The sequence below is a fragment of the Kitasatospora arboriphila genome, from assembly GCF_039528095.1.
In the GTDB taxonomy this organism is placed as follows: Bacteria; Actinomycetota; Actinomycetes; order Streptomycetales; family Streptomycetaceae; genus Kitasatospora; species Kitasatospora arboriphila.
This window is the reverse complement of record NZ_BAAALD010000103.1, coordinates 1-26,390: the sequence shown is the minus strand read 5'-3', so window position 1 is coordinate 26,390 and position 26,390 is coordinate 1. Positions and strand designations below refer to the sequence as shown.

General features: G+C 74.6%; 25 protein-coding genes and 1 pseudogene. 14 read left to right on the top strand and 12 right to left on the bottom strand.

The window, feature by feature from the left end; all coding sequences use genetic code 11:
• A partial coding sequence (locus tag ABD353_RS33520; protein ID WP_344627466.1) for a helix-turn-helix transcriptional regulator occupies positions 1-860 on the top strand: 860 nt, incomplete at its 5' end.
• Between the two features lie 191 nt (positions 861-1,051).
• Here ABD353_RS33520 and ABD353_RS33515 read toward each other — a convergent pair.
• From ABD353_RS33515 to ABD353_RS33500, 4 genes are all read right to left on the bottom strand, one after another.
• Positions 1,052-1,771, bottom strand: a complete 720-nt coding sequence (locus tag ABD353_RS33515) for a VOC family protein (protein WP_344627465.1) — start codon at positions 1,769-1,771, stop codon at positions 1,052-1,054.
• Complete coding sequence (locus tag ABD353_RS33510; protein ID WP_344627464.1) at positions 1,705-2,583, bottom strand: hypothetical protein; 879 nt, start codon at positions 2,581-2,583, stop codon at positions 1,705-1,707. Before ABD353_RS33510 ends, ABD353_RS33515 begins: the two co-directional genes overlap by 67 nt.
• A 70-nt stretch (positions 2,584-2,653) precedes the next feature.
• A complete protein-coding gene (locus ABD353_RS33505; protein WP_344627463.1) occupies positions 2,654-2,917 on the bottom strand; it encodes a hypothetical protein in 264 nt (87 codons plus the stop codon).
• A gap of 38 nt (positions 2,918-2,955) precedes the next feature.
• Positions 2,956-3,198, bottom strand: coding sequence for a hypothetical protein (locus ABD353_RS33500; protein WP_344627462.1), 243 nt, complete (start codon positions 3,196-3,198; stop codon positions 2,956-2,958).
• A 355-nt stretch (positions 3,199-3,553) separates the two neighbouring features.
• Here ABD353_RS33500 and ABD353_RS33495 point away from each other — a divergent pair, with 355 nt between their 5' ends.
• From ABD353_RS33495 to ABD353_RS33470, 6 genes are all read left to right on the top strand, one after another.
• On the top strand, positions 3,554-4,540 hold the full coding sequence (locus ABD353_RS33495) for a helix-turn-helix transcriptional regulator (RefSeq protein WP_344627461.1): 987 nt from the start codon (positions 3,554-3,556) through the stop codon (positions 4,538-4,540).
• Positions 4,541-4,753: 213 nt separating this feature from the next.
• Positions 4,754-6,760: a carbamoyltransferase C-terminal domain-containing protein gene (locus tag ABD353_RS33490; protein WP_344627460.1), complete on the top strand. Its 2,007-nt coding sequence runs from the start codon at positions 4,754-4,756 to the stop codon at positions 6,758-6,760.
• Positions 6,761-6,875: 115 nt separating this feature from the next.
• On the top strand, positions 6,876-7,649 hold the full coding sequence (locus tag ABD353_RS33485; RefSeq protein ID WP_344627459.1) for a VOC family protein: 774 nt from the start codon (positions 6,876-6,878) through the stop codon (positions 7,647-7,649).
• A gap of 94 nt (positions 7,650-7,743) precedes the next feature.
• Positions 7,744-8,502 carry an HAD family hydrolase gene (locus tag ABD353_RS33480; RefSeq protein WP_344627458.1) on the top strand — a complete coding sequence of 253 codons (759 nt, stop codon included), beginning with the start codon at positions 7,744-7,746 and terminating at the stop codon, positions 8,500-8,502.
• Entirely contained in the window at positions 8,499-10,895 is a 2,397-nt protein-coding gene (locus ABD353_RS33475) for a glycoside hydrolase family 65 protein (RefSeq protein ID WP_344627457.1), read from the top strand. The genes ABD353_RS33480 and ABD353_RS33475 overlap by 4 nt, the downstream gene beginning before the upstream one ends.
• A gap of 98 nt (positions 10,896-10,993) precedes the next feature.
• On the top strand, positions 10,994-12,727 hold the full coding sequence (locus tag ABD353_RS33470) for a pyruvate dehydrogenase (RefSeq protein ID WP_344627456.1): 1,734 nt from the start codon (positions 10,994-10,996) through the stop codon (positions 12,725-12,727).
• A gap of 3 nt (positions 12,728-12,730) precedes the next feature.
• Here the strand turns inward: ABD353_RS33470 and ABD353_RS33465 are convergent, their stop codons facing one another.
• A complete protein-coding gene (locus ABD353_RS33465; RefSeq protein ID WP_344627455.1) occupies positions 12,731-13,696 on the bottom strand; it encodes a helix-turn-helix transcriptional regulator in 966 nt (321 codons plus the stop codon).
• Positions 13,697-13,809: 113 nt separating this feature from the next.
• Here ABD353_RS33465 and ABD353_RS33460 point away from each other — a divergent pair, with 113 nt between their 5' ends.
• The 3 genes from ABD353_RS33460 to ABD353_RS33450 all read left to right on the top strand — a co-directional run bounded on the left by ABD353_RS33460 (position 13,810) and on the right by ABD353_RS33450 (position 16,153).
• Positions 13,810-15,312 (top strand): MFS transporter, encoded by a 1,503-nt coding sequence (locus ABD353_RS33460; protein WP_344627454.1) that lies wholly within the window; start codon positions 13,810-13,812, stop codon positions 15,310-15,312.
• Between the two features lie 68 nt (positions 15,313-15,380).
• Positions 15,381-15,971 (top strand): helix-turn-helix domain-containing protein, encoded by a 591-nt coding sequence (locus ABD353_RS33455; RefSeq protein WP_344627453.1) that lies wholly within the window; start codon positions 15,381-15,383, stop codon positions 15,969-15,971.
• 38 nt (positions 15,972-16,009) lie between these two features.
• Entirely contained in the window at positions 16,010-16,153 is a 144-nt protein-coding gene (locus tag ABD353_RS33450) for a DUF6126 family protein (RefSeq protein WP_344627452.1), read from the top strand.
• A 7-nt stretch (positions 16,154-16,160) separates the two neighbouring features.
• Here ABD353_RS33450 and pdxR read toward each other — a convergent pair whose 3' ends face one another.
• Positions 16,161-17,597 carry a MocR-like pyridoxine biosynthesis transcription factor PdxR gene (gene pdxR / locus ABD353_RS33445; protein WP_344627451.1) on the bottom strand — a complete coding sequence of 479 codons (1,437 nt, stop codon included), beginning with the start codon at positions 17,595-17,597 and terminating at the stop codon, positions 16,161-16,163.
• 50 nt (positions 17,598-17,647) lie between these two features.
• Between pdxR and ABD353_RS33440 the strand changes: the two genes are divergently transcribed.
• The 4 genes from ABD353_RS33440 to ABD353_RS33425 all read left to right on the top strand — a co-directional run bounded on the left by ABD353_RS33440 (position 17,648) and on the right by ABD353_RS33425 (position 21,963).
• Positions 17,648-18,127: a carboxymuconolactone decarboxylase family protein gene (locus ABD353_RS33440; RefSeq protein ID WP_344627450.1), complete on the top strand. Its 480-nt coding sequence runs from the start codon at positions 17,648-17,650 to the stop codon at positions 18,125-18,127.
• A gap of 146 nt (positions 18,128-18,273) precedes the next feature.
• On the top strand, positions 18,274-19,020 hold the full coding sequence (locus ABD353_RS33435; protein WP_344627449.1) for an ATP-binding cassette domain-containing protein: 747 nt from the start codon (positions 18,274-18,276) through the stop codon (positions 19,018-19,020).
• Positions 19,007-21,265: a YhgE/Pip family protein gene (locus ABD353_RS33430; protein ID WP_344627448.1), complete on the top strand. Its 2,259-nt coding sequence runs from the start codon at positions 19,007-19,009 to the stop codon at positions 21,263-21,265. The genes ABD353_RS33435 and ABD353_RS33430 overlap by 14 nt, the downstream gene beginning before the upstream one ends.
• A 113-nt stretch (positions 21,266-21,378) precedes the next feature.
• Positions 21,379-21,963, top strand: coding sequence for a TetR/AcrR family transcriptional regulator (locus ABD353_RS33425; RefSeq protein ID WP_030271403.1), 585 nt, complete (start codon positions 21,379-21,381; stop codon positions 21,961-21,963).
• 225 nt (positions 21,964-22,188) lie between these two features.
• Here ABD353_RS33425 and ABD353_RS33420 read toward each other — a convergent pair whose 3' ends face one another.
• From ABD353_RS33420 to ABD353_RS33395, 6 genes and pseudogenes are all read right to left on the bottom strand, one after another.
• A complete protein-coding gene (locus ABD353_RS33420) occupies positions 22,189-23,298 on the bottom strand; it encodes a cytochrome P450 family protein (protein WP_344627447.1) in 1,110 nt (369 codons plus the stop codon).
• Entirely contained in the window at positions 23,262-24,686 is a 1,425-nt protein-coding gene (locus tag ABD353_RS33415) for a cytochrome P450 (protein WP_344627446.1), read from the bottom strand. Before ABD353_RS33415 ends, ABD353_RS33420 begins: the two co-directional genes overlap by 37 nt.
• On the bottom strand, positions 24,683-25,285 hold the full coding sequence (locus tag ABD353_RS33410; protein WP_344627445.1) for a GTP-binding protein: 603 nt from the start codon (positions 25,283-25,285) through the stop codon (positions 24,683-24,685). Before ABD353_RS33410 ends, ABD353_RS33415 begins: the two co-directional genes overlap by 4 nt.
• Positions 25,263-25,631, bottom strand: a complete 369-nt coding sequence (locus tag ABD353_RS33405) for a DUF742 domain-containing protein (protein WP_344627444.1) — start codon at positions 25,629-25,631, stop codon at positions 25,263-25,265. Before ABD353_RS33405 ends, ABD353_RS33410 begins: the two co-directional genes overlap by 23 nt.
• A complete protein-coding gene (locus ABD353_RS33400; RefSeq protein ID WP_344627443.1) occupies positions 25,628-26,041 on the bottom strand; it encodes a roadblock/LC7 domain-containing protein in 414 nt (137 codons plus the stop codon). The genes ABD353_RS33405 and ABD353_RS33400 overlap by 4 nt, the downstream gene beginning before the upstream one ends.
• Positions 26,025-26,390, bottom strand: a pseudogene (locus ABD353_RS33395) (hypothetical protein); the annotation flags it as partial. The gene ABD353_RS33400 and the pseudogene ABD353_RS33395, both read right to left, overlap by 17 nt.

Here is a 26,390-nt window from a genome sequence, read left to right as displayed (position 1 = left end):
CCGGCGCCGCCCGCGCCGTGCGCGGCACCTCGCCCGCCGAGGCCCGGGTCGCCGTGCTCGGCGCCGCCATGGCCTTCGCCTGGAGCGGCCGCCTCGACGAAGCCGCCGCCTGGGCCGGCCGGGTGGTCCGCTCCGCCCAGCGCTGGAACCACCACGGCGAGGCCGCACTCGCCCTGCTCGCCCGCTCCGACATCGCCCACCGGCAGGGCCACCTCGACGCGGCCGCCTCCGACGCCGAACGCGCCGAACAGCTCGCCGTCCGCGTCCGCGCCGACGAACTCGCCTGCGCCGCACGGGCCCTGAAGACCCGCGCGCAACTGCGCCGCGGCGGCCCCACCGACCCGGCCGCACTCACCGCGACGGCCCTGCCCGCCGACGCCCACCCGCTGGTGCGCGCCGTGGTGCTGGAGGCCCGCGGACTCCTCGCCGCCGCCCGGGGAGACCACGCCGAAGCACTGCGGCTCTTCCTCGAATGCGGGCACCAACTGGCCGCCCGCGGCATCGCCAACCCGGCCTGCGTTCCGTGGCGCACCCACGCCGCCCAGGCCTACCAGGCACTCGGCGAACACGCCGCCGCCCGGACCATCGCCGCCGACCCGCTGCCCGGGGCGGACGCCCGGCCGCCGCGGCCCGCGGACGGCCGCGGCCCGGCCATCGGCACCCGCGACGCCGGACCGGTCCGGCTGACGCCGAGCGAGCGACGGGTGACCGAGCTGGTGCTGCAGGGCCTCAGCAACCTGGAGGTCGCGGAGCGCCTCTGCCTCAGCAAGCGGACGGTCGACACCCACCTCGGCCGCATCTACCGCAAGCTCGCCATCAAGGGCCGCCCCGAACTCGCCGCCGCGGTCAAGGCCCTCTGACGGACGCGCGGGGAACTGCGCAGTCCGGGACCAGCCAAAACAGGGGCGCGGGGAACTGCGCAATCCGGATGTGGTGCATCGAACGGACCAGGGCTCGGCCCGAATTCGTCACGATGCCCACTCCCGGACTGCGCAGTTCCCCGCGCCCCTGGGGTGATCGTCGCAGGTCCCCGCGCCCCCGAGGTGCCTGCCTATGCCTGGACCAGGCCGAATTCGGCGCCCCACGGGTCGCGGAGGAGGGCCGGCAGGCCGGGGCGGCCGTCGGCGGGGCGGACGGGTTCGGCGCCGAGTTCCACGGCCAGCCGGGCGGTGTCCGCGGGGTCTGCGGCGCCGAAGTGGGGCAGCCAGAGCGGGCGGCCCGCGTCGCCCTCGGTGAGCCGGGCGACGGGGGCGCCGTCGAGGTGCAGTTCCTCCTCGCCGGGTGCCGTCCGGTGGCCGAAGAGGTCGCCGTAGAAGGCGGCGGCCCGGGTGGCGTCCGGCACGCGGAGTTCGTGTCCGCTGACGGCGCCCGGTTCGTCCGCGACGACCACGCCTTCGGCCCGGTGGCCCTCCCAGAAGCCGACGGCGGCGCCGGCCGGGTCGACGGCGAGGAAGAGCCGGCCGTTGTCGCCGGCGGGTACGGGCGGCATGACGACCCGGCCGCCGGCCAGGCCGACCAGTGCGCAGGTGTGTTCGGCGTCCTTGGTGGCCAGGTAGACGTTCCACGCGGCGCGCGGCGGTGTCCCGGCCGGTGCGGCGCCGAAGCCGCCGACGATCTCGCCGCGCAGGACGGCCAGGTGGTAGCCGGGGGTCTCGGGGACGTACTCCCAGCCGAAGAGTTCGGCGTAGAAGGACTGGCTGCCCGTCAGGTCCGGAGTGATGCAGTCAGCCCAGCACGGCGTGCCGGGGGAATAGCGGGTACGTCGAGGCATGGTTCGCCCTTCTGGGTCAGTCCCTGATCGATCAGCCCGGCCGCTTCCTCGGCGCCGCTCACGCCCGGCAGCTCCAGGCGGTGGGCGGGCAGGTCGGCCGGGAGTCCGGCCGTCCCCGGCGGCCAGGCGGGTACGGTGCCGCGCCACGGGGTCAGGCGGACCCCTTCGTCGGTGCCGCGGCAGAGCCGGACGAGGGTCGGCGGGGCGGGTCTGGCCCGCACCGGGACGACCGGTCCGAGGCATTCGGGCCGGACCAGCAGGATCTCGGCGCCGGTCGGCGAGGTGACGGTGCGCCAGAGCCCGTCGGGCAGCCCGGCGCCGCGCAGCCAGCCGGCGGGTCTGCCGCGCACCTCCAGCGGTGCCAGGTACGGCAGCACCTGGCCGGTGCGGCGGTCCACGACGAGCAGCCGGCCGGAGACGAACTCCCAGGAGCGGTGCGCGAGGGCGGCCGCCACGTTGGCCTGCTCGGCGTAGGGGCCGCCGATCAGGGCGACGGTGGTGGCGCCCCGGGCGAGCACCACCGCCTGCACGAGGTGGAAGCGGTCCGCCAGCACCGCGAACGGCGGCAGCGGCGGCGGCACGTTGCCCCAGCCGCGGAAGGCCCGCCGCAGCAGCGGTGTGCCGTCGCCCCGGCGGACGAGGAATTCGCCGGTTCCGGCGGTGCCGCCGAACTCGACCCGAAGGTGGTCGGGGGCGGGCGGCCGACGGACGGTGTGCGGACCGAAGTGGAAGGCGACCGCGTCCCGGTCGGCGCCGTCGACGACGACGTCGATGCCGAAGAAATTCAGCACGATCGGCTCGATAACCGTCACAGCATCTCCTGGCGGATCGTTGCGCACACCGACGGTCGGCCGGTCGGCACGGCGGGGCGGGAGGGTGGTCTCACCCGTCCTGGCAGAGATTCCAGCGGCCGAGTTCGGCCGCGGCGCGCAGTGCGCGCCGGCAGAGGTCGGTGCCGGCCGCGTCGGCGGCGCAGGGGCTGGTGCCCGTGTAGAAGAGCACCACGTCGGTCCGGCCCGGACGGGGGACGACGGTCAGGTGCTCGAGTCCGCTGTGCTCCTCGGCGGTGGCGCGGAGCAGGGCGGCGAGCAGGGCGGCGTCGACGACGTCGCCGGAGGCAGGCCCGACCAGGGTGGCGGTGGCCATGTGCACGTTCGTTCGGCCTCCGGCCGGTTGACGGTGGATCAGTCCCAGCGGATGTCGTCGTTGAGGACGATCTTCGGCAGCCGGGCGCCGTGCTCGATCGCCGGCAGCACCGTGTCGAGCGCGGTGCCGATCTCGGCGGAGACGGTGGCGGTGACCGCGGCCGTGCCGGCGGTCGGCGACGGACGGTGACCCGGGGCGGCCTGGGCGGAGCCGGCCAGCACCCCGAAGGAGACGGCCAGTGCGAGCAGGGCCGACCCGGCGTACCTGGTACAGGAAAGCATGATTCCCCCATGCGAATTGCTGCTTCGGAAGCGGGAACGCGGCCATTCATCGATCACGCTCCGTCATCCAACCGTGATGACGTTCCGCGCTTTACGGCCGGTCCTGGCGGAGAGGCCCGGCGGCCTCCCGACAACAAGAAGTCTGCGGGAGCCCGGAAGGTATCGGAAGGTGTTCAGGACGGCATGAAGATCTGCCTGGCAGGTTGGTGCCACGCGAATGTGTGAGGCGATCGCGGCCGATTCGGGCTGCCCCGACCATTCGGTTGTCCGGACTGTCCCGGCCCTGGCATGATCGACCGGCATCATGCCCGGCCGAGTGCCGGGACGGGGACATGGCGGCAGGTGGGGTTCGACGATGCAGGAGATCGACAGCGCGGCGCAAGCGGTCTACAGGATCATGCTGACGGACCATCGGATCGGGGTCGAGGGGCTGATGCGCAAGCTCGGCCTGACGGAGGGCCAGGTGCGCGCGGCGCTGGACCACCTGGCCGCGCTCCGCCTGCTGAGACCCTCCGACGAGGTGCCCGGCGAGGATCCCGGCGGGCTGCGGCCGGTCGACCCGAGGGTGGGCCTGCCCGCGCTGCTCCAGTACAACGAGTCGCTGCAGCAGGAGAACCAGCTCCGCTTCGAGGAGGGTCAGGCCGCCATCACCGCGCTGCTCGCCGAGTACCGCGACGAGTCGGCGAGCGAGGAGGACAACCGGATCGAGCGGCTGATCGGGATGACCACCGTCCAGGCCCGGCTGGAGGAGCTGACCTCCTCGATCTCCTCCGAGTGCCTGTCGTTCAGCCCCGGCGGCACCCAGTCCGCGACATCGCTGCAGGCCAGCCGCCCCCTGAACAGCCAGGCGCTGGGCCGGGGCGTGGTCATGCGCACCATCTACCTGGACAGCGTCCGCAAGGACCGGGCCACCACCCGGCACGCCGAATGGCTCACCGAGCTCGGCGGTCAGGTGCGGACGGTGCCCGCCCTGCCGCTGCGTATGATCATCTTCGACCGGTCGGTGGCGCTGGTGCCGATCGACCCGGCCAACACCCGCAAGGGCGCCGTGCAGATCAGCTCCACCGGTGTGATCACCGCGCTGGTGTCGCTCTTCGAGCAGGTGTGGGCCGACGCCGCCCCCTTCGGCGCCCCGCGCGAGCGCGACGAGCAGGGCCTGACCCGACAGGAGCAGGAACTGCTCCGGCTGCTCGGCCGCGGCTACACCGACGAGGCGGCCGGCAAGCACCTCGGCCTGTCGCTGCGCACCGTCCGCCGGATGATGGCGGACCTGATGGACCGGCTCGGTGCCCGCAGCCGCTTCGAGGCCGGGCTGTACGCCGGCCGCCGCGGCTGGCTCTGACCCCGCGCGCAAATCCGCGGCAAAGCCGACCGGAACGGTCGTTGAAATCGCTCTCCCCCACCGGATACGCACATGCGTACAGACGTCAGTGCCGGTACGTAACACGGCAATTCAGCATGGACCGGCCGCTCGGCCCGGTGTTCCAATGGCCGGGTCGTTCGCAGGCGCCGGGGGAAATCGCCTCGTCCTGGCAGCCAGAGGAAAGAGGGAACCGTGGCCGAGCATTTCCTGTCCGCCTATCTCACCCCGCCCGGCCCGGGCGCGGTCTTCTCGGTGCGCCACGACCAGAACGTCGCGCTCTGGCGCCGCGACGGCGACCGCGTCGACCTGGTCCGGGTGTGGGAGCTGGAGCGCGTGAGCGGCCAGAAGCACCACTTCTGGCCGCTGTACACCGAGGGGCGGGCCACCGACTTCCTGGCCGCCCTGCTCGCCGAGGAGGGGCTCACCCCCGCCGAGGTCACCGCCTGCTGGGGCACGCCCGGCCTGCCCGGCGACCGCCCGGTGCCCAAGCCGTCCGGCGCCGAGGACTTCCCGGTGCACAGCCTCGCCCACCTCTTCAGCGGCATCCTGCGCGACACCCGGCTGTTCCGCGAGGAGCAGATCGTCGGCCTCGCCATCGACGCGCTGCCGGACTACGCGCAGGAGACCCGGCCCAACCGCTACTGGTACGCGGGCTGCGTGGTGAAGGCCGGTGCCGTCACCTTCCTGCCGGTGGAGTCGCCCGGGCCGCTCTACACCGCCGCCGAGACGGTCTTCGGCCTGGAGCCGGGCTCGCTGATGGCGCTGGCCTCCGCCTCCGAGACCTCGATCGCCTTCGACGCGGAGGCCGGCGTCCGGGACGTCACGTTCTTCGGCGGCTCGGCCACCCAGCCGTGGAAGGCCGCGCACGACCTCGTCCGCGAGATCGTCGCCGAGGCCGAGCGGCAGCTCGGCGGGGCCGCGCCCGATCCGGCGCTCAGCGCCGAGGACAACCTGCGCAGCGCGGTGATGAAGGTCGTCCAGCGCTGCTGCGAGGCGGTCGCGATCCGCAACGTCGAGCGCCTGCTGGAGGCCGGCGGCATCCGTGCCGAGGACACCCACCTCGCCACCACCGGCGGCTACGCGCTCAACTGCCCGACCAACACGCTGCTGATGGACCGCTTCGGCTTCCGCAGCCTGATCACCCCGCCGTGCGCCAACGACTCCGGCCAGGGCATCGGCCTCGGCCTGCTCGGCCTGTACGGCGCGGGCCTGCTGGACGGCGCCGAACTGCGGATCGACTCCGCCTACTTCGGCCGCGAGGTGCGCGACACCGAGGAGGCGCTCGCCGAGTTCGCCCCCTGGATCGCGTCCGTCACCGACTTCGACCCCGAGCAGTTCGTCGCCGACGTCTCCGACGGCGTCGTGGCCTGGGTCGACGGCCGGGCCGAGCTCGGCCCGCGCGCCCTCGGCCACCGCAGCCTGCTCGGCGACCCGCGTTCCACCAAGGTCAAGGACCTCCTCAACGAGTACAAGCGCCGCCAGTGGTGGCGCCCGGTCGCCCCGATGGTGATGGCCGAGCACGCCGCCGACTGGTTCGCCTGCGACCGCGAGTCGCCGTACATGCTGGAGGCGGTGCAGGTCCGGCCCGAGGTCCGGGCGCTCGTCCCGGCGATCGTGCACCTGGACGGCTCCGCCCGGCACCAGACCGTCACCGCCGCGTCCAACCCGCTGCTGCACCGCGCGCTCGACGCCTTCCGGGCCGCCACCGGCGTGCCGGTGCTCTGCAACACCTCGCTGAACGACAAGGGCGAGGCGGTCGTCGACCAGGCCGCCGAGGCGCTGAACTTCTGCGTCCGCAAGGGCGTCGCGGTGCTCTACCTGTGCGGCCGCCGGGTCGCCCTGCGCACCGAGCCGCTGCCCGCCGCCGCGGCCCCGACCGAGCCCCGCCCGCGCGCCCTGCACCACTTCGCCGGGCAGGAGGACGACCGCGACGCGCTCTGGCAGGGCTGGCTGGACGCCGGCTACACCGTCGAGGGCATGTACCACCTGTCCCGCAGCCACGAGCTGCGCGCCGAACGCGAGCTCTCCACCCCGGAGCGGGTCAACATGCTCGCCGCCTACCGGGCCGCCGTGGACCCGTCCTTCTCGGGCCTCGCCGAGAACTTCCGGCGCACCCACGGCCCGGGCGGCTCCTTCGTCGACCCGTCCACCCTGACCGGCGCGTTCGGGGTGATCAACCCGCTGCGGCGCGGCCGCTGACCGGCACCGCCGATGCCGCGGCCCGCTCCGGTGGCGGGCCGCGGTGTCACCCGGAAGGGTGGTCCGAGGGGGTGCCCCGCGCGCACGGGGCCGGACCCGTCCCCAGGGAGGCACGATGCCCGAGGTAACCGCCCGCTACCGGCCCGGCACCCCCTGCTGGGTCGACCTGATGGCCGGGGACCAGCAGGCCGCCCTCGACTTCTACCGCGACCTGTTCGGCTGGCAGGGCGAGGTCGGACCGGCCGAGTTCGGCGGCTACGCGATCTGCTCGCTGAACGGCCGTCCGGTGGCCGGCATCGGCCCGCAGACGGTCCCCGCGGGCGAGCCGCTGCCACCGGTCGTCTGGACGACCTACCTGGCCACCGACGACGCCGACGCCACCCGCGCCGCGGTCGACGCCGCCGGCGGCACCACGCTGATGCCGGCCGTGGACGTCGGCACCGTCGGCCGGATGCTGGTCGCCAGCGACCCGACCGGGGCCGTCTTCGGGGTCTGGCAGCCGCTGGACTTCTTCGGCGCCCACGTCGTCAACGAGCCCGGCGCCCTCACCTGGAACGACCTGCACACCAGCGACGTCGGGGCCGCCTCCGCGTTCCTCGGAGCGGTCTTCGGGGCGGAGACCGCCGAGATCGCGGGCATGCCCGGCCACCTCGGCATCAAGGTCGAGGGCCGGACGGTCGGCGGCGTCACCGGTCTGCAGACGGATCCGCCGGGCAGCCCCTCGCACTGGCGGGTCTGGTTCGCCGCCGACGACACGGACAGCACGGTCGACGCCCTGGTCAAGGCCGGCGGCACCGTCCTCGTCCCGCCCGCCGACGGCCCGGCCGGCCGCTCCGCCCTGGTCGCCGACCCGCAGGGTGCCGCCTTCGCCGTCATCACACCGGCCTGACCGCCGCGGCCGCCGGCCGCCCGCCGCGCGGGTCCAACACGCCGGACCGCGAATGGGCGGCATATCGGCGGCCGAACCGGCAAGACTTGCAGCCATGCTGGGGCTTCCGGACGACATCCACGCCTTCCTCTTCGACCTGGACGGCGTGTTGACGCAGACCGCGACCGTGCACGCCGCCGCCTGGAAGGACATGTTCGACACCTTCCTGCGCGCCGAGGCGGACCGCACCGGCGCACCCTTCGTGCCCTTCGACCCGGTCGCCGACTACGACGAGTACGTCGACGGCCGGCCGCGCCTCGACGGCACCAGGGGCTTCCTCGAGTCGCGCGGCATCCACCTGCCCGAGGGCGACGAGCAGGACGCCCCCGGCACCCGCACCCTGCAGGGGCTCAGCCGGGCCAAGAACGACACCGTGCTGCAGATGATCCGCGAGCAGGGCGTCGAGCCCTACCCCGGCTCCGTCGCCTACCTGCGCCGGCTGCGCGACCTCGGCCTGCCGCGGGCCGTGGTCTCCTCCAGCGCCAACTGCCGGGACGTGCTGCGGGCCGCCCGCATCGACGACCTGGTCGACGTGGTGGTCGACGGCATCACCGCGCACCGCGACCACCTCGCCGGCAAGCCCGCCCCCGACACCTACCTGGCCGCCGCCCGGGAGCTCGGCACCGCGCCCGAGCACGCCGCCGTCTTCGAGGACGCGCTGGCCGGCGTCGCCTCCGGCCGGGCCGGCGGCTTCGGCACGGTGGTCGGCATCGACCGGGTCGGCCAGGCCGAGGAGCTCCGCGCGCACGGCGCCGACCTCGTCGTCGGCGACCTGGCCGACCTGCTCCCCGACGGACCCGGGGAGGCGCGGTGAACGGCCAGGACACCTTCGCCATCGACCCCTGGGGCGTGGTCGAGCACGGCCTCGACCTGGCCGGACTGGCCCGCGCCGAGTCCGTCTTCGCCCTCTCCAACGGCCACATCGGCCTGCGCGCCAACCTCGACGAGGGCGAGCCGCACGGCCTGCCCGGCACCTACCTCAACGGCGTCTTCGAGCTGCGCCCGCTGCCCTACGCGGAGAGCGGCTACGGCTACCCCGAGTCCGGCCAGAGCGTCATCAACGTCACCAACGGCAAGATCATCCGGCTGCTGGTCGACGACGAGCCCTTCGACCTGCGCTACGGCGACCTGCACCAGCACCAGCGCAGCCTGGACTTCCGGGACGGCGTGCTGCGCCGCACCGCCGAGTGGACCTCCCCGGCCGGACGGACCGTCAAGGTCTCCTCCGCGCGGCTGGTCTCGCTCACCCAGCGCGCGGTCGCCGCCTTCGACTACACCGTCGAGGCGGTCGACGGGCCCGTCCGGATCGTGCTGCAGTCCGAACTGGTCGCCAACGAGCAGCTCCCCGACGGCGAACGCGACCCGCGGGCCGCCGCCGTGCTGGAGGCGCCGCTGGTCGCCGAGGCGCACGAGGCGGTCGGCACCAAGGCCGTGCTGGTGCACCGCACCCGGTACAGCGGCCTGCGGGTCGCCGCCGGCATGGACCACCTCATCGAGGGCCCGGACCGCTTCGAGGCCACCGCCGAGGCCACCGAGCAGCAGGGCCGGATCAGCGTCACCACCGTGCTGCAGGCCGGCGAGCGGCTGCGGCTGGTCAAGTTCGTCGCGTACGGCTGGTCGGCCACCCGCTCGCTGCCCGCCGTCCGCGACCAGGTGGAGGCCGCGCTGACCGCCGCCCGCTACACCGGGTGGGACGGCCTGGTCGCCGAGCAGAAGGGCTTCCTCGGCGAATTCTGGGGCGGCAGCGACATCGAGGTCGAGGGCGACGTCGAGCTCCAGCAGGCCGTCCGCTTCGCGCTGTTCCACGTGCTGCAGGCCGGTGCCCGCAGCGAGGAGCGGGCGATCCCCGCCAAGGGCCTCACCGGTCCCGGCTACGACGGCCACAGCTTCTGGGACACCGAGACCTTCGTCCTCCCGGTGCTCACCTACTGCCTGCCCACCGCCGTCGACCAGGCGCTGCGCTGGCGGCACACCACACTGCCGATGGCCCGCGAGCGCGCCGCCCAGCTCGGCCTGGCCGGCGCGGTCTTCCCCTGGCGGACGATCCGCGGCGAGGAGTGCTCCGGCTACTGGCCGGCCGGCACCGCGGCCTTCCACATCGGCGCGGACATCGCCGCCGCCGTCGTCCGCTACGTGCACGCCACCGGCGACGTCGAGTTCGAGCGCACCTGGGGCCTGGAACTCCTGGTCGAGACCGCCCGGATGTGGCGCTCGCTCGGCCACCACGACCCGGCCGGCCGGTTCCGCATCGAGGGCGTCACCGGCCCCGACGAGTACAGCGCCGTCGCCGACAACAACGTCTTCACCAACCTCATGGCACAGACCAACCTGCGCGCCGCCGCCGAGGCCGCCACCCGGCACCCGCTGGAGGCCGGCCTCCTCGGCGTCGACACCGAGGAGGCCGCCGCCTGGCGGGACGCCGCCGCCGCGATGTTCATCCCCTACGACGAGAACCTCGGCGTGCACCCGCAGGCCGACGGCTTCACCGACCACCAGCTGTGGGACTTCGAGAGCACCCCGGCCGAGAACTACCCGCTGCTGCTGCACTACCCGTACTTCGACCTCTACCGGAAGCAGGTCGTCAAACAGGCCGACCTGGTGCTCGCCATGCAGGTCCGCGGGGACGCCTTCACCGACGAGCAGAAGGCCCGCAACTTCGCCTACTACGAGCGCCTCACCGTCCGGGACTCCTCGCTCTCGGCCTGCACCCAGGCGGTCATCGCCGCCGAGGTCGGCCAGCTCGACCTGGCGTACGACTACACCGCCGAGGCCGCCCTGATGGACCTGCACGACCTCGGCGGCAACACCCGCGACGGCCTGCACATGGCCTCCCTCGCCGGCGCCTGCATCGCCCTGGTGGCGGGCTTCGGCGGGCTGCGCGACCGCGGCGGCCGGCTCTCCTTCCGGCCCCGGCTGCCCTCCGGGCTGCGCCGGCTCTCCTTCGCGCTGCGGGTGCGGGACAACCTGCTGCGGGTCGAGATCACCCACGCCGCCACCACCTACACGCTCAAGCGCGGCGAGAGCATCCAGGTGCAGCACGACGGCGAGGTGCTGGAGGTGAAGGCCGGCTCGCCGCTGCACCGGCCCACCACGGTCGCCGAGGTGCCGCCCGAGCGGTGCACCCAGCCGCCCGGCCGCGAACCGGCCCGGCGGCACCCGCAGGCGGGTGTGCACACCCAGCCGATCGAGCACCTGCCCGCCGAGTGACCTGAGCCCTCACCCGTTCGCCGCGGACGGGGTGCCCGCCGCGGTCCGCCGTCGCAGGGTGGTGGCGACCTGTGACCGGCGACCGGAGGGCGGACCCCGTGGGCAGTGTGGCCGAACAGATGGTCGAGGTGCTCCGGCAGGCCGGGGTCGAGCGGGTCTACGGCGTGGTCGGCGACAGCCTCAACCCGGTGGTCGACGCCATCCGGCGCGCCGAGGGGATCTCCTGGGTGCACGTCCGCAACGAGGAGGCCGGTGCCTTCGCGGCCGCCGCCGAGGCCGAACTCACCGGCCGGCTCGCGGTCTGCGCCGGCTCCTGCGGGCCCGGCAACACCCACCTCGTCCAGGGCCTCTACGACGCCCAGCGCAGCGGCGTCCCCGTCCTCGCGCTCGCCTCGCACATCCCGTCCGGGCAGATCGGCACCGGCTTCTTCCAGGAGACGCACCCCGAGCGGGTGTTCACCGACTGCAGCGGCTTCTGCGAGACGGTCTCCACCCCCGCGCAGCTGCCGCGGCTGATCCGGGTGGCCGTGCAGCACGCCCTCGGGGCGCGCGGCGTCGCGGTGCTGGCCTTCCCCGGGGACGTCGCCGCGCTGCCCGCGGCCGGCCCCACCGGCAGCTCGTCCTTCCTGACCGAGCAGGCCGTCGCCGCCCCGCCCTGGGGCCAGGTCCAGCGGCTCGCCGTGGCCCTGGAGTCGGCCGCCACCGTCACGCTGTTCTGCGGCGCGGGCTGCCGCGACGCCCACGAGGAGGTGATGAAGCTCGCCGCCACCCTGCTGGCCCCGATCGGGCACTCGCTGCGCGGCAAGGAGCACATCCAGTTCGACAACCCCTACGACGTCGGCATGAGCGGCCTGCTCGGCTACGGCGCCTGCCACGAGGCGCTGCACGAGGCCGAGTTGGTGCTGATGCTGGGCACCGACTTCCCGTACGACTCCTTCCTGCCGACCCGGCGGGTGATCCAGGTCGACCACGACGCCACCCGGCTCGGCCGCCGCGTCCCGCTCGAACTCGCCGTGCACGGCGACGTGTCGGCCACCCTGCGGGCCGTGCTGCCGCTGCTCGCCCAGCGCTCCGACCGCCGCTTCCTCGACGGCATGCTGGCCCGGCACGCCAAGGCCCTGGAGACCGTCGTCGGCGCCTACACCCGGGACATCGAGGAGCACACCCCGATCCACCCCGAGTACGTGGCCTCGGTGCTCGACGAGGTCGCCGCCGACGACGCCGTCTTCACCGTCGACACCGGGATGTGCAACGTCTGGGCGGCCCGCTACCTCACCCCCAACGGCCGCCGCCGGGTGATCGGCTCCTTCCTGCACGGCTCCATGGCGAACGCCCTGCCGCACGCCATCGGCGCCCAACTGGCCTTTCCCGGGCGGCAGGTGGTCTCGATGTCCGGCGACGGCGGGCTCGGCATGCTGCTCGGCGAACTGCTCACCGTCGCCAAGCACCGGCTGCCGGTCAAGACCGTCGTCTTCAACAACGGCGCGCTCGGCATGATCAAGCTGGAGATGCTGGTCAGCGGCTACCCCGAGTGGGAGGTCGACAACGGCGACGTCGACTACGCCGCCATCGCCCGGGCGGCCGGCATCCCCGCCAAGCGGGTCACCGATCCGGCCAAGGTCCGCGAGGTGCTCGCCGAGGCGCTCGAACGCCCCGGCCCGGCCCTGGTCGACGTGGTCACCGACCCCAACGCCCTGGCCGTCCCGCCGAAGATCACCGCCGCCCAGCTCCGCGGCTTCGCCCTGGCCGCCGGCCGCACCGTGCTCTCCGGCGGCGTGGGCCGGATGATCGACCTGGCCCGGTCGAACCTGCGGAACGTCCCGCGGCCCTGACGCTCAGTCCGCCGACCCGGCCGCGCGGGCCGCGCGGCCGGCCAGGACGCGCAGGTGCTCGACCAGCTCCGGGGGTTCGTGCACCTCGAACTCGCAGCCCAGGGTGATCAGCCGGACGGCCAGCCACTCCAGCGGGTCGGCCCGGGTGCGCAGCCGGCAGCGCTGCCCGTCCAGCGGCTCCAGTTCGCCGGCGCCCGGGTGGAGGCGGCGCACGGCCTCCGCGTGCGACAGGTGCAGGGTGGCGACCGCGCGGTAGGAGCGGGCCGGGCCGGCCAGCCGGGCCGCGACGAAGGCCGCGGCGTCCCCGCCCGGCAGCTCGCGCGGGGCGCAGCGCAGCCCCGTCCGCTGCGGGGCGGAGATCCGGTCGACGCGGAAGAGCCGCCAGTCGTCCCGGTCGGTGTCGTGGGCGACCAGGTACCACCGCCGACCGGCCGAGACCAGGCGCTGCGGTTCGACGAGGCGGCGGGTCTCGGCGTCGTCGCGGGCCCGGTAGCCGAAGCGGACCTTCTCCCCGGCGGCGACCGCGGAGGCGAGCACGGCCAGGTCCTCGGGGTCGATCCGGGGGCCGTCGCCGGGCAGCATCGGGACGGTCGCGGTGTCGAGCGCGGAGACCCGGTGCCGCAGCCGGGACGGCAGCACCTGGACGAGTTTGGCGAGGGCCCGGACGGACGCCTCCTCGATGCCGTCCACGGCGTGCCCGGCGGCCGTCCGCAGGCCGACGGCGATCGCCACCGCCTCCTCGTCGTCGAGCAGCAGCGGGGGCATCGCGGTGCCGGCGACCAGCCGGTAGCCGCCGACCGGGCCGCGGGTGGCCTCCACCGGGTAGCCGAGGTCGCGCAGCCGCTCGACGTCGCGCCGGACGGTGCGCGGGCTGACGCCCAGCCGGTCGGCGAGTTCGCCGCCGGGCCATTCGCGCGGGGTCTGCAGCAGCGACAGCAGGGACAGCAGCCGCGCGGGTGTGTCGGTCATGGCCCCGAGTCTCGCGCACATTGCGGTCAGGATCCGGCCTAATCGCGGCCTAGCGTCGGAGGTGTTCCCCCGAGGACCCCCGAGACCCGTCCCACGCGCTTCCGAGGAGCACCATGACCCCCGAACGTCCCGACCGCAGGCGCTGGTTCGCGCTCGCCGTGGTGATGACGGCCAGCCTGATGGACCTGGTGGACGTCACCATCGTGAACATCGCGATGCCGAGCATCCGGGAGGAGACCGGCGCCTCGTTCAGCGCGCTGCAGTGGATCAGCGCCGGCTACGCGCTGGCCTTCGCGGTCGGCCTGATCACCGGCGGCCGGCTCGGCGACATCTACGGACGCAAGCGGCTCTTCCTGCTGGGCATCGCCGGCTTCACCGCCGCCTCCGCGCTCTGCGGCCTCGCGACCGGGCCGGACGTGCTCGTCGCGGCGCGGGTGCTGCAGGGCGCGGCGGGCGCGCTGATGGTGCCGCAGGTGCTGGCGATCGTCCACGCGGGCTTCCCCGCCGAGGAGCGCGGCAAGGTCTTCGGCCTGTTCGGCGCGATGGTGGGCCTGGGCGCGGTGACCGGGCCGCTGCTGGGCGCGCTGCTCACCGAGTGGGACGTGGCCGGCCTCGGCTGGCGCCCGATCTTCCTGGTCAACCTGCCCGTCGGCGTGGCCGGACTGCTGCTCGGCCGGGTCTTCATCGACGAGTCGAAGGCGCCGCAGGCGCTCCGGCTGGACCTGGTCGGCATGGCACTGGCCAGCGCGGGCCTGCTGATGGTGCTCTACCCGCTGACCCAGGGCCGGGAGCTCGGCTGGCCGCTGTGGGGCTACGCGGTGATGGCGGGCGGCCTCGCCGTGCTGGCGCTGTTCGTCCGGTACGAGCGGGCCAAGTCCCGCCGGGACGGCTCCCCGCTGGTGGAGCTCTCGCTGTTCCGGGTGCGCAGCTTCGCCGCCGGGATCGGCGTGCAGCTCGGCCACGGCACCGCCTGCGGCGTGTTCTTCCTGGTCTGGACGCTCTACATGCAGCTCGGCCTCGGCTGGAGCCCGATGCGGGCCGGACTGACCGGCCTGCCGTTCTCGCTGGCGGTCTCCACCGCCGCCGGGCTCTCGGTGCAGAAGCTGGTGCCGCGGTTCGGCCGCGGGGTGCTGCGGGCGGGCGCGCTGGTGATGGCGGCGGGCACCCTCCTGTACCTCGTCCTCGCCGAGTGGCTGGGCACCGGCATCACCCCCTGGCAGATGGCGGCGCCGCTCGTGGTGATGGGCGCCGGGATGGGCCTGATCGTGGCGCCGCTGACGGACGCGGTGCTCTCCGAGGTGCCGCGGGAGCACGCCGGCTCCGCCTCCGGCCTGGTCAACACGGTGAACCAGCTGGGCGTGGCGCTCGGCCTCGGCCTGACCTCGGTGGCCTTCTTCGGCGTGGTCGACGGTGCGGCGCCGGCCGAACTCGCCGACGGCCGGGCGTTCACGGCCGCGTTCACCGCCTCGCTCTGGTGGGTGGCCGGCGGCCTGCTGCTGGTGTTCCTGCTGATGGGGGCACTGCCGAAGCACCGCCCGCGGACGGCCGGGCAGAACGCCGGCGGCGAGCGGGGCGGGGCCGTCCGCACGGAGGAGGAGCCGGCGCTGATCGGCTGAGACGTCGAGCGGTTTGCCTCTGGGGCAAATTTCTTGCCCGGCAGGCACGACGGGTGTGGACTGGTCGCATGACGGACGACCAGGAGGTCGCGGGCCTCGGCGCGCGACTGCGCGAGCACCGGACGGCCGGGCGGCTGACCCTGGAGGGCGCTGCCGCCCGGGTCGGCCTCTCCCCAGCCTATCTGTCGCGGTTGGAGACCGGGCGGCGGCAGCCCTCGCTGCCCGTGCTGCTCGGTCTCGCCCGTGCCTACGGCACCACCGTCTCCGGGCTGCTCGGCGAGCAGCCCGGAGAGCCCGACCCGGTGGTCCGCGGCGGCGCCATCGAGCCCGGGCTGGCCGGCGGCTGGGGCTACCGGCGGGCTGGCGCGCCAGGCCGCGCCCTGCAGGCACTGCGCGTCCAGGTGCCGCCGAGCGTGCAGGACGCCGTCGTCCGGGTGCACCCCGGCGAGGAGTGGCTCTACGTGCTGCGCGGGCGGCTGAGGCTCACCCTCGGCGAGAACGTCCACCACCTCGACGAGGGCGACTCGGCGCACTTCGACTCGCTCACCCCGCACTGCATCGCCGCCGACACGCCCGGCGGGGTCGAGCTGCTGTTCCTGCACACCCTGCTGCAGAGCCCCGGCGGCGACCTGTGCCTCGGCGACGCACCCCGGATCTGACCGGCGTTCGACCGGCCCGACACCCCAGGAGGACGGACATGAGCAAGCCCACCACCACCGACGCCGGCCGGCGCACCGACCGCCGGGTGCTGATCCGCGCCTCGATCTACATGGTCGCCACGCACGTCTTCGCCGGCTTCGTCATCCTGCTCTTCGAGATCGGCTCCCGGAAGAACGGCTGACGGCACCTCACGGCCCGGGCGCCGAGAGCCGGATCAGGGTGCAGAGCGCGTCCAGGGCGGGCTCGAAGGCCCGGTCCGACGGGGTGCCGTAGCCGATCACCAGGGCCGGCGGGCGCTCCGGCTCCGGGCCCGCGGACGGGGTCCGGCACCAGCCCAGGGTGTTCAGCGAGAGGCCCAGCCAGGCGGCCTGCCGGCGCAGCTCCTCCTCGTCCAGCGAGCCGGGCGGCAGCTCCAGCACCGCGTGCAGCCCGGCCGCGATGCCGGTGACCCGGACCTCCGGCGCCCGCTCCGCCAGCACCGCCACCAGCCGGTCGCGCCGCCGCCGGTACTGCAGCCGGCTGCGCCGCACGTGCCGGTCGTAGGCGCCGGAGGCGATCAGTTCGGCCAGGGTCAGCTGGTCCATCACCCCGGACTGGCCGTCCGCCAGCTCCTTGCGGCGGGCCACCGGGCCGACCAGCGCGGCCGGCAGCGCCAGCCAGCCGATCCGCAGGCCCGGCGCCAGGCTCTTGCTCACCGTGCCCGCGTGCACCACCCGCTCCGGGTCCAGCGCCTGCATCGCGCCGACCGGCTGGCGGTCGTAGCGGAACTCCCCGTCGTAGTCGTCCTCCACCACCAGCCCGCCGCTCTCCCGCGCCCAGGCGACGGCGGCCGCCCGCCGGGCGGCCCGCAGCGGCACCCCGGTGGGGAACTGGTGCGCCGGGGTGAGCACCGCCGCCCCGGCGCCGGTGCCGGCCAGCAGGTCGGTGCGGGCGCCGCCGGCGTCCAGCGGCAGGGCCGCGGTGGCCAGGCCCTTGGCGGACAGCACCTCCAGCTGAGGCGGCAGCCCGTACTCCTCGACCGCGACGGTGCCCACCCCCTGCTCGCGCAGCACCTCGCAGAGCAGGCCGAGGCCCTGGGTGTAGCCGGCGCAGACGAGCAGCCGCTCCGGGTCGGTCCGCACGCCGCGGACCCGGGCGAGGTAGCCGGCCAGGGCGCGCCGCAGCTCGATCCGGCCGCGCGGGTCGGTGTACCCGAAGGCCTCGTGCGGGGCGGTGGCCAGGGCCCGGCGGGCGGCCGCCAGCCAGGCGGAGCGCGGGAAGCGCGAGACGTCCGGACGGCCCGGCATCAGGTCGTGCCGGACGGCCGGGGTGCGCGGCGCCGGGGAGGCGGGGGCCGGCACGGACGGGGTGCCGCGGTCCGCCACCACCGTGCCCGAGCCCTGCCGGGAGGCCAGCCAGCCCTCGGCCGAGAGCTGGGCGTACGCCTCCGCAACGGTGTTCCGGGCGATCCCGAGGTCGCGGGAGAGCTCCCGGGAGGACGGCAACCGGGTGCCCCGGGGCAGCCGCCCGGTGCGGACGGCCTCGCGCAGCGCGTCCTCCAGGGCGGCCCGCAGGCCCAGGCCCCGGGATCGCCCCGCGGTCAGGTCGAGGTGCAGGTCGCCGCCGAAAGTGGCCCAGGATTCCATACCGCCAATGAACCACACCCGCGGGCCACTTCGCTCCTAGCGTGGGACCCATGACCACCAACGAGACTGCCTACGTCCCCGCCCCCGTCCAGCGGATCTCGCTGCCCGAGCAGGCCGCCGGCTTCTACCGCGCCATGATCGACCTGGACCGCGCCGCCCGGGCCGGGATCGAGCCCGCGCTGGCGGAGCTGGTCAAGATCCACGCCTCGGCGATCAACGGCTGTGCGTTCTGCCTGGACATGCACACCACCGACGCCCGCAAGGGCGGCGAGCAGGAGCACCGGCTCGCCACCCTGCCGGCCTGGCGCGAGGCGCCCTGGTACACCGCCCGCGAGCGCGCCGCCCTCGCCCTCACCGAGGCCGTCACCCTGGTCACCCAGGGGCACGTGCCGGACGCCGTCTACGACGAGGCCGCCAAGCACTTCGACCAGCAGGAGCTGGCGCAGCTGATCGCCCTGATCATCGCGATCAACTCGTGGAACCGGATCGCCATCACCTCCCGGCTGAGCCCGGCCCCGAAGCAGGCCTGAGGGTCGGTCCCGGAGGTGTCCGGCCGCCGATCCGGGGCAGCCGTAAGCCATCTCACAGTCCGTCGGGCCCGGTCCGGTGGGGACCGGGCCCGCGGTGCCCCTATATTTGAACTGACTGGTCAGTTCAAAAACGGGGGAGGGGCGCCATGGCCGACCGGAACACCACCGGGGCCGCCGTCCGCGCCGAGGCGTTGTCACTGCGCGGAGCACGGGGCTGGGTCTACCGGGACGTCGGATTCGAGGCGCCACCCGGCGCCCTGGTCGCGCTGGAGGGCGAGGCCGGCACCGGCCGCACCTCCCTGCTGCTGACCCTCGCCGGACGGATGCGCCCCACCGGCGGCAGCGCCGCCGTCGACGGCCTCGAACTGCCCCGGCACGCCGCCAAGGTCCGCCGGATCGCCGCCCTCGGCCCCGTCCCCGGCGTCAACGAGCCCGACCCGGCGCTCAGCGTCGCCGCCCACCTGCGCGAACAGCTCCACCTGCACGGACGCCCGTTCGCCCCCCTGGTGCGCCGCGGCACCGACCGGCGGGCCGCCGAGGCGCTCGCCGCCGCCGGCCTCGACCCCGCGACCCTCCCCGAAGGGCTGCACACCCCCGCCCGGGAGCTCGGCGCACTCGACCGCCTGCGGCTCTCGACCGCGCTCGCCCTGATCGGCGGGCCCCGGCTGCTCTGCGCCGACGACATCGACGACCGCCTCGACGACACCGCCCGCGGCGCCGCCTGGCAGCTGCTCCGCGACGTCGCCGACCGCGGCACCACCGTGCTGGCCACCACCACCGACGCCGGACGCGCCGCCGGCCTCGCCGACCTGATCGCGCGCACCACCCGCACCGACGATCCCGCGGGGACCGCCGCGGCACCCGAGGAGGAGGCCGCCGATGCGCGCGCTTAGCCTGGCCCGCCTGGAGTTCGGCCGCTTCTCCCGCGGCCGGCTGCCCCGCGCCGCGATGGCCGCCCTGCTGCTGCTCCCGCTGCTCTACGGCGCGCTCTACCTCTGGTCGTTCTGGGACCCGTACGGCCGCCTCGACAAGCTGCCGGTCGCCCTCGTCAACGAGGACCGCGCCGTCACCGTCGAGGGCAACCGGGTCGACGCCGGACACGACCTGACCGCCAGGCTCCGCCAGAGCCACACCTTCGACTGGCAGGAGACCACCGCCGCCGACGCCGAGAAGGGCCTCGCCACCGGCCGCTACTACCTGACCCTCACCGTCCCCGCCGGCTTCAGCGCCGGCATCGCCAGCAGCAACGGCGACCACCCGGAGCGCGGCACCCTCCAGGTGCGCACCAACGACTCCAACAACTACGTCGTCGGATCGATCTCCAAGACGGTGTTCGGGGAAGTCCGGGCCGCCGCCAGCGCCAAGGCCTCCGCCGGGTTCTACGACAAGATCTTCCTCGGCTTCTCCGACCTGCACGACCGCACCGCGCAGGCCGCCACCGGAGCCCACCAGCTCGCCGACGGCGCCAACCGGGCCCACGACGGCTCGGCGAAGCTCGCCGACGGCACCGCCCGCGCCAAGGACGGCACCGAGCAGCTCGCCGCCGGCGGCCGCGACGCCCGCACCGGCGCCGCCGACCTCGCCAACGGCCTGGACAAGGCCAAGCAGGGCAGCAGCAGCCTTGACGACGGCATCGCCCGGATCGACGACAGCCTCGCCCGACTGACCACCGGCGCCCGGCAGGTCGCCGACGGCACCCAGCAGCTCACCGACGAGGTCGACCCGCTGGCCCGCAAGATCTCCCCGGTGCTGCACACCTACCCGGAGCAGATCCGCACCGCCGCCCGGCTCACCGCCGAGGCCGCCGCGAAGCTCTCCACCGACCTGAAGGACCTGCCCGCCCGCTCCGCGGCCGTCCTCGCCGACGCCCGCAAGGTGTCCGGCGAGATCGACGCCAGGTACGCCCGGGACTGCCCCGGCGGCACGGCCGCCCCGGGCCACGACGCCGGCGACTGCCGGGAGGACGCCGAGCTCTCGAAGATCGGCCACCGCCTGGTCACCGCCGCCGAGGACACCGACGCCCTGATCCACCGGGCGACGCCCAAGCTGGACGAGGTCGCGGCCTACGCCGACGACGTGCAGAAGGCCGCCCAGAAGCTCGCCGACCCCGACCTCGCCGCGAAGTTCGACGCCAAGGTCGCCGACCTGCACCGCCTCGACGACGGCGCCCACGCGGTCGCCGACGGCGCCGCGAAGATCAAGCAGGGCACCGCCGCCGCCCTCACCGGCATCCGCGGCCTCGACAGCGGCCTCGGCCGCCTCGACGACGGCGCCCACCGCCTCTCCGGCGGCATCTACCGGCTCTCCACCGGCATGGCCGACCTCGACTCCGCCACCGGACAGCTCGCCGACGGCGCCGCCCGCCTCGACGACGGCCTCGGCACCCTCGCCGACGGCTCCGGCCGGCTCGCCGCCGGACTGCAGGACGGCGCCGCGAAGATCCCCGACTACACCGACGGCCAGCGCGCCGCCCGGACCGCCGCGATGAGCGACCCCGTCGCCCTCGCCCGGCAGGAGCTCAACAAGGCGCCCAACTACGGCACCGGCTTCGCCCCGTACTTCGTTCCGCTCGCGCTGTGGGTCGGCGCGATGGTGACCTACATGCTGATGCGCCCGCTCGGCCCGCGCGCCCTCGCCGGCAACGCCCCCTCCTGGCGGGTGGCACTGGCCGGCTGGCTGCCCGCCGCCGCGATGGGCCTCGCCCAGGCCGCCGCGCTGATCGGCGTGCTGCACTGGGGCCTCGGCCTGCAGCCGGAGCGGACGGCCGGCCTGCTCGGCTACCTCGCGCTCACCGTGCTCTGCTTCACCGCCCTGATGCAGTGGATCAACGCCCGGTTCGGCCCGGCCGGCCGGCTGCTCGCCCTCGCCCTGCTGATGCTGCAGCTCACCTCGGCCGGCGGCACCTACCCGGTCGAGTCCAGCCCCGGCTTCTTCAACGCGATCCACCCCTTCCTGCCGATGACCTACGTGGTCGCCGGACTGCGCAGGCTGATCAGCGGCGGCGACCTCACCGTCGTGTGGACGGGCAGCGCCGTGCTCGCCGCCTTCTGGGCCGGCGCGCTCGCGCTCACCGTGCTGACCGCCCGCCGCCGCCAGGTCTGGACGCTCTCCCGGCTGCACCCGGAGCTGTCCCTCTGACACTCCGCAGGACCCTGCCGGGCGCGCGGTACGATCCGCGCGCCCGGCATTCTTCGTTCCCCACCCACCCGGCGCCCGTCGGCGTCGGCGTCCCCCACCCTCCGGAAGCACCCATGAGCCAACGCCGCAGCGCGACCCGGCAGAAGCTGTACGAGGCCGCCGTCACCCTCATCGCCGAGAAGGGCTTCTCCGCCACCACCGTCGACGAGATCGCCGAACGCGCCCAGGTGGCCAAGGGCACCGTCTACTACAACTTCGCCAGCAAGACCGAGCTGTTCGAGGGCCTGCTCAAGCACGGCACCGGGCTGCTCACCGACTCGCTGCGGGAGGCCGCCGAGGGCAGACCTCCGATGGAGGGCCTCGACGCGATGATCCGGGCCGGCCTGGTCTTCATCGCCGCCTACCCGTCCTTCGCGCAGCTGTTCGTCGCCGAGACCTGGCGCACCAACCGGGCCTGGCACGAGTCGCTGCGGATGATGCGCGACAGCGCCGTCGCCGTGGTCGCCGCCGTGCTCGACGAGGCCGTCGGCGAGGGCCTGCTCTCGGACGACCTCGACACCCAGCTGATCGCCTCGGCGCTGTTCGGCATGGTGCTGGTGGTCGCCCTCGACTGGCTGGCCTTCCAGCCCGACCGCAGCCTCGACGACGTGCACGCCGCCCTGGTCCGCCTCGTCCACGGCCGCATCACCCCGGCCTAGGAGTTCTCTTCGAAGGGCGCTCGGACGGTCGGTTCAGGGGCGCGTGGGGGTATCTCCCGGCCGAAGGCTGGGGGAGAACTGCGCGATTCGGATGCGGCTCACCGTACGAACCAGGGCCTTGCCCGAATTCGTCACGATGCCCAGCCCCGGACTGCGCAGTTCCCCGCGCCCCTGAACCGCCCCCGAGTGCCCCTCGGAGACCACTCCTGGCGGGTCCGGACGGCGTCAGCCGATCCGCACCGGCAGCTTCCGCACGCTGTTGGAGACGAACGAGGCGATCGGCTCGGGGGCCGGACCGTCCGCCGCCACCAGGGTCGGGTAGCGGCCGAACAGCCCGCGCAGCGCCGTCTCCGCCTCCAGCCGGGCCAGCCCGGCGCCCAGGCAGAAGTGCGGCCCGTGCCCGAAGGACAGGTGCCGGGACGGCGCCCGGGTGACGTCGAACCGGTCCGCCTCCGGGTGGTGCCCCGAGTCCCGCCCGGCGGCCGCGTACGAGGCCAGCAGCGCCTCTCCGCGGCGGATCAGCACCCCGCCGACCTCGATGTCCTCGGCCGCGTAGCGCAGCGGGAACTGGCCGACCGGCGAGTCGTACCGCAGGGTCTCCTCGACCACCGCCGACCAGGTGGCCTTCCCGTCCAGCACCAGCCGCAGCTGGTCCGGGTGGGCCAGCAGCGCCCGCACCGCGTTGGTGATCAGGTTCAGCGTGGTCTCGTGCCCGGCGACCAGCATCAGCAGCAGGGTGCCCACCAGCTCCTGCTCGGAGAGCCGGTCTCCCTCCTCGCGGGCGGCGATGAGGTCGGTGGTGAGGTCGTCGCCCGGCTTCTCCCGCTTGGCGGCGATCACCGAGCCGAGCAGCGCGAACAGGCCCTGCTGGGCGGCGATCGCGGCCTGCGGGGTCGCCGAGCTGGACACCAGGGTGTCGGACAGCTCGTGCAGCTCGTCCTGCTGCGTCACGTCCAAGCCGAGGAGTTCACCGATGACCTGCATCGGCAGCGGGTAGGCGAAGTGCTCCCGCAGGTCGAACTCGCCCTCCAGGCCGGCCAGTCCGTCGAGCAGCCGCTCGGCACGGGCCTCGACCGCGGGCGCCAGCTCGGCGATCCGGCGCGGGGTGAACGCCTGGGTGACCAGGCCGCGCAGCCGGCGGTGGTCGGCGCCGTCCGCGGTGACCATGCCGGGTACCGTGACGAAGTTCAGCAGCGGCCAGCCCTCGGGCAGCCGGCCCTCGCGGAAGGTCGTCCACAGCTGCGCGTTCTTGCCGACCCGCGGGTCCGCGAGCAGCTCCTGCAGGGTGTCGTGGTGGGTTATCGCCCAGACCACCACCCCGCCAGGGAGTTCCACCAGGACCGCCGGCCCGGCCTCCCGGAGCCGGGCGTTCTCGGTGTGCTGGTCGCGTCCGAAGGGGTCGAGTCTGACGGGGGTGGGGCGGTCGGCGGTGTCCATGTCGGCCTTTCGGACGCGGCGGGGCGGGGCGGGGAGAACGCGCTGTACAGCACCGGCAGGTCGACCAGGGCGCGCGACCAGGGCGACGGCCGCCACTTCAACTCGGCTGCCGGGACGGCGAGCTGCAGGTCCGGCAGCCGGTGCAGCAGGGTCTCGACGGCGGTCTCGACGATCAGCCGGGCCGGGTGCTGGGCCGGGCAGACGTGCCGGCCGGCGCCCCAGGCGAGGTGCGCCCGGTTGCCGCCGATGCCGTCCGGGCCGTGCACCGCGGGGTCCGCGTTCGCCCCGGCGAGGCCGAGCACCAGCATGTCGCCGGCGCTGATGTACTGGCCGCCGAGCACGGTGTCGCCGGTCGCCCACCGGCCGGGGAAGTTCTGCGTCGGCGGGTCCCGCCAGAGCACCTCGTCCAGGGCGTCCGAGACGCTGAGGCGCCCGCCGGTCAGCGTGGAGCGGAAGCGGCGGTCGGTCAGCAGCAGCCGCAGTGCGTTGCCCGTCCAGTTGATGGTCGTCTCGTTGCCCGCGACGAGGATCACCACCAGGTGGTGCACCGCCTCCTCGTCGGTCAGGCCCGCCTGGTGCGCCAGCAGCCAGGAGGTGAGGTCGGCGCCGGGCTGCTCGCGGCGGCGCCGCACCAGGTCGACCAGGATCGCCTGGAACTCGGCGTTGGCCCGCACCGACTTCTCGCTGCTGTCCACGAAGTGGCTGATCAGCTCGATCAGGTGGGGGCCGGCCTCGGCGGGCAGGCCGAGCAGCTGGGTGAAGACCAGCAGCGGCAGCCGGCGGGCGTACTGGGCGATCAGGTCGGCGGTGCCGTCCGGGCCCCAGCCGTCGATCAGCGCGTTGGCCGCCGCCTCGGTGGTGGTGCGCAGCTGCCGGTGGTCGATCCTCGACAGCGTGTCGGCGACGGCCGAGCGGAGCCGCTGGTGCTCGGCGCCGTCCAGGTTGAGCAGGGTGGGCCGCCAGGCGGTCATCGGCAGCAGCCGGGAGTCCGCGGCCAGCCGGCCCTCCCGGGCGACCCGCCAGCGCCGCGAGTCCTTGGAGAACAGCGCCTCGTTGCGGGTGAGTTCGAGCAGCTCGGGATAGCCGAGGACGAGCCAGGCCTCGACGCCCGGCTCCAGCTCGATCGGGGCGACCGGCCCGTACTGCTCGCGGAGCCGGGCGTACAGGCCGTGCGGGTCGTCGGAGACCGCCGGGCCGTACAGCGGCGCGGGGCGGCCGCCGCCGGCCCGGTGCATCGGGCAGCCGGGCGGCGGCACCGGGTCGGTCTCCGGCAGGGGACTGGTCATGGCTGGAGCTCCAGTACGGCGGTGGCGTGCAGATGGGCGACGAAGTCGATCAGCACGTCGTAGGCGGCCTGCCGGTCGCGGGCGTCGCAGTGCAGGATCGGCACGTCGGGCAGCAGGTCGAGCGCGTCGCGCAGCTCCTGCTCGGAGTGGCGCACGGTGTCCGGGAAGACGTTGACCGCCACGGCGAACGGGATGCCCTGTTCCTCCAGTTGGCCGAGCACGTCGAAGCTCTCGCCGATCCGGCGGGTGTCCACCAGGGCGATCGCGCCGAGCGCACCGCGCGAGAGGTCCTCCCACAGCGGCCAGAAGCGCTGCTGGCCCGGGGTGCCGAAGAGGTAGAGCGCGAGCTGCGGGTTGAGGGTGATCCGGCCGAAGTCGAGGGCGACGGTGGTGGTGGTCTTGCCCGTCCGGCCGGTGAGGTCGTCGATGCCGACGCCGGCCGCGGTCATGGTCTCCTCGGTGCGCAGCGGCGCGATCTCGCTGAGCGACCCGACGAGGGTGGTCTTGCCGACGCCGAAGGGCCCGGTGACGAGGACCTTGACGGCGCCCTGCACGGTGGAGGGCAGATAGGACGGTTCAGCGGAGTTGGCGGAGGCCAACGAGCACCTCCTCGAGGAGCGACGTGGGCAGGCGGTCGGCCTGCGGGACGTCCGGCGACCGGTGGACGGCGGTCGCCGGGGGCAGGACCTGGACGGCGCCGAGGTCCCAGAGATCACCGACCAGCACCTTCACCACGCTGAGCGGCAGGTGCAGGTGGGCGGCGATCTCGGCGATCGCGAGCAACCGCCCGCAGAGCGCCAGGATGCGCTGGTGTTCCCGGTTGAGCTCGGCCTCGCCGAGGTCCGCCCCGGGCACGGTGGAGACCAGGCTCTCCAGTGCCAGGACGTTCCGGCTGGGCCGGCTCCGGCCGCCCGTGATCACGTACGGCCGGACCGGGCCGCTCACCGCGCGTCCCCGGCCGCCTGCTCGATCCGGGGCGGACTGGTCAGGTGGGTGCCGATCCGTTCGACCATCACCTGCATCTGATAGGCCACCAGGCCGGCGTCGACCGCCTCGCCGGTCACCACCGCGAGGTGTGCGCCGGCCCCGGCGGCGACGATGAACAGGTAGCCGCCGCCGTACTCGACGACGATCTGCCGGGTCGCACTGCCCGGTCCGCCGAAGCCCTGCGCCACGCCGCGGGCGAGCGACTGCAGCCCGGAGCAGGCGGCGGCGAGCCGTTCGGCGTCGTCGCGGCCGATCTTGGCACTGCGGCCGATCTCCAGCCCGTCGTTGGACACGACGACGGCGTGCCGCACCTCGGGCACGGCGACGATGTCCGCGAGAAGCCAGCCGAGATCAGGATTGGTGGTCATAGAACTCTCCTGCGCGCAGGGGGTGTTGGGGGGAGGCGGGAAGCGTCCCGGCCGGCCCGGGGGCGGGCTCGGCCGGAGTTCCGTGCTGCTGGTCCTGCTGGTGCTGCGGGTTCTGCTGGTGCGGGTTCTGCTGGTCCTGGGCGGTACGGCCGGTGGCCGACCGGCCGCTGGCGGTGCCGGCCTGGAAGAGCGCCATGAAGGCCTGCGCCTCCCGGGCGGAACGCTGCGGCACGGCGGCGGCGGGCTGCTCGGTGGCGTGCCGTCCGGGCGCGGGCGGCGCGGCCCGGCGGCGGTTGGTGCGGCGCGGGAGCGCGCCCTCCGCGGCCGCGGCCTGCGGTGCCGCGGCGGG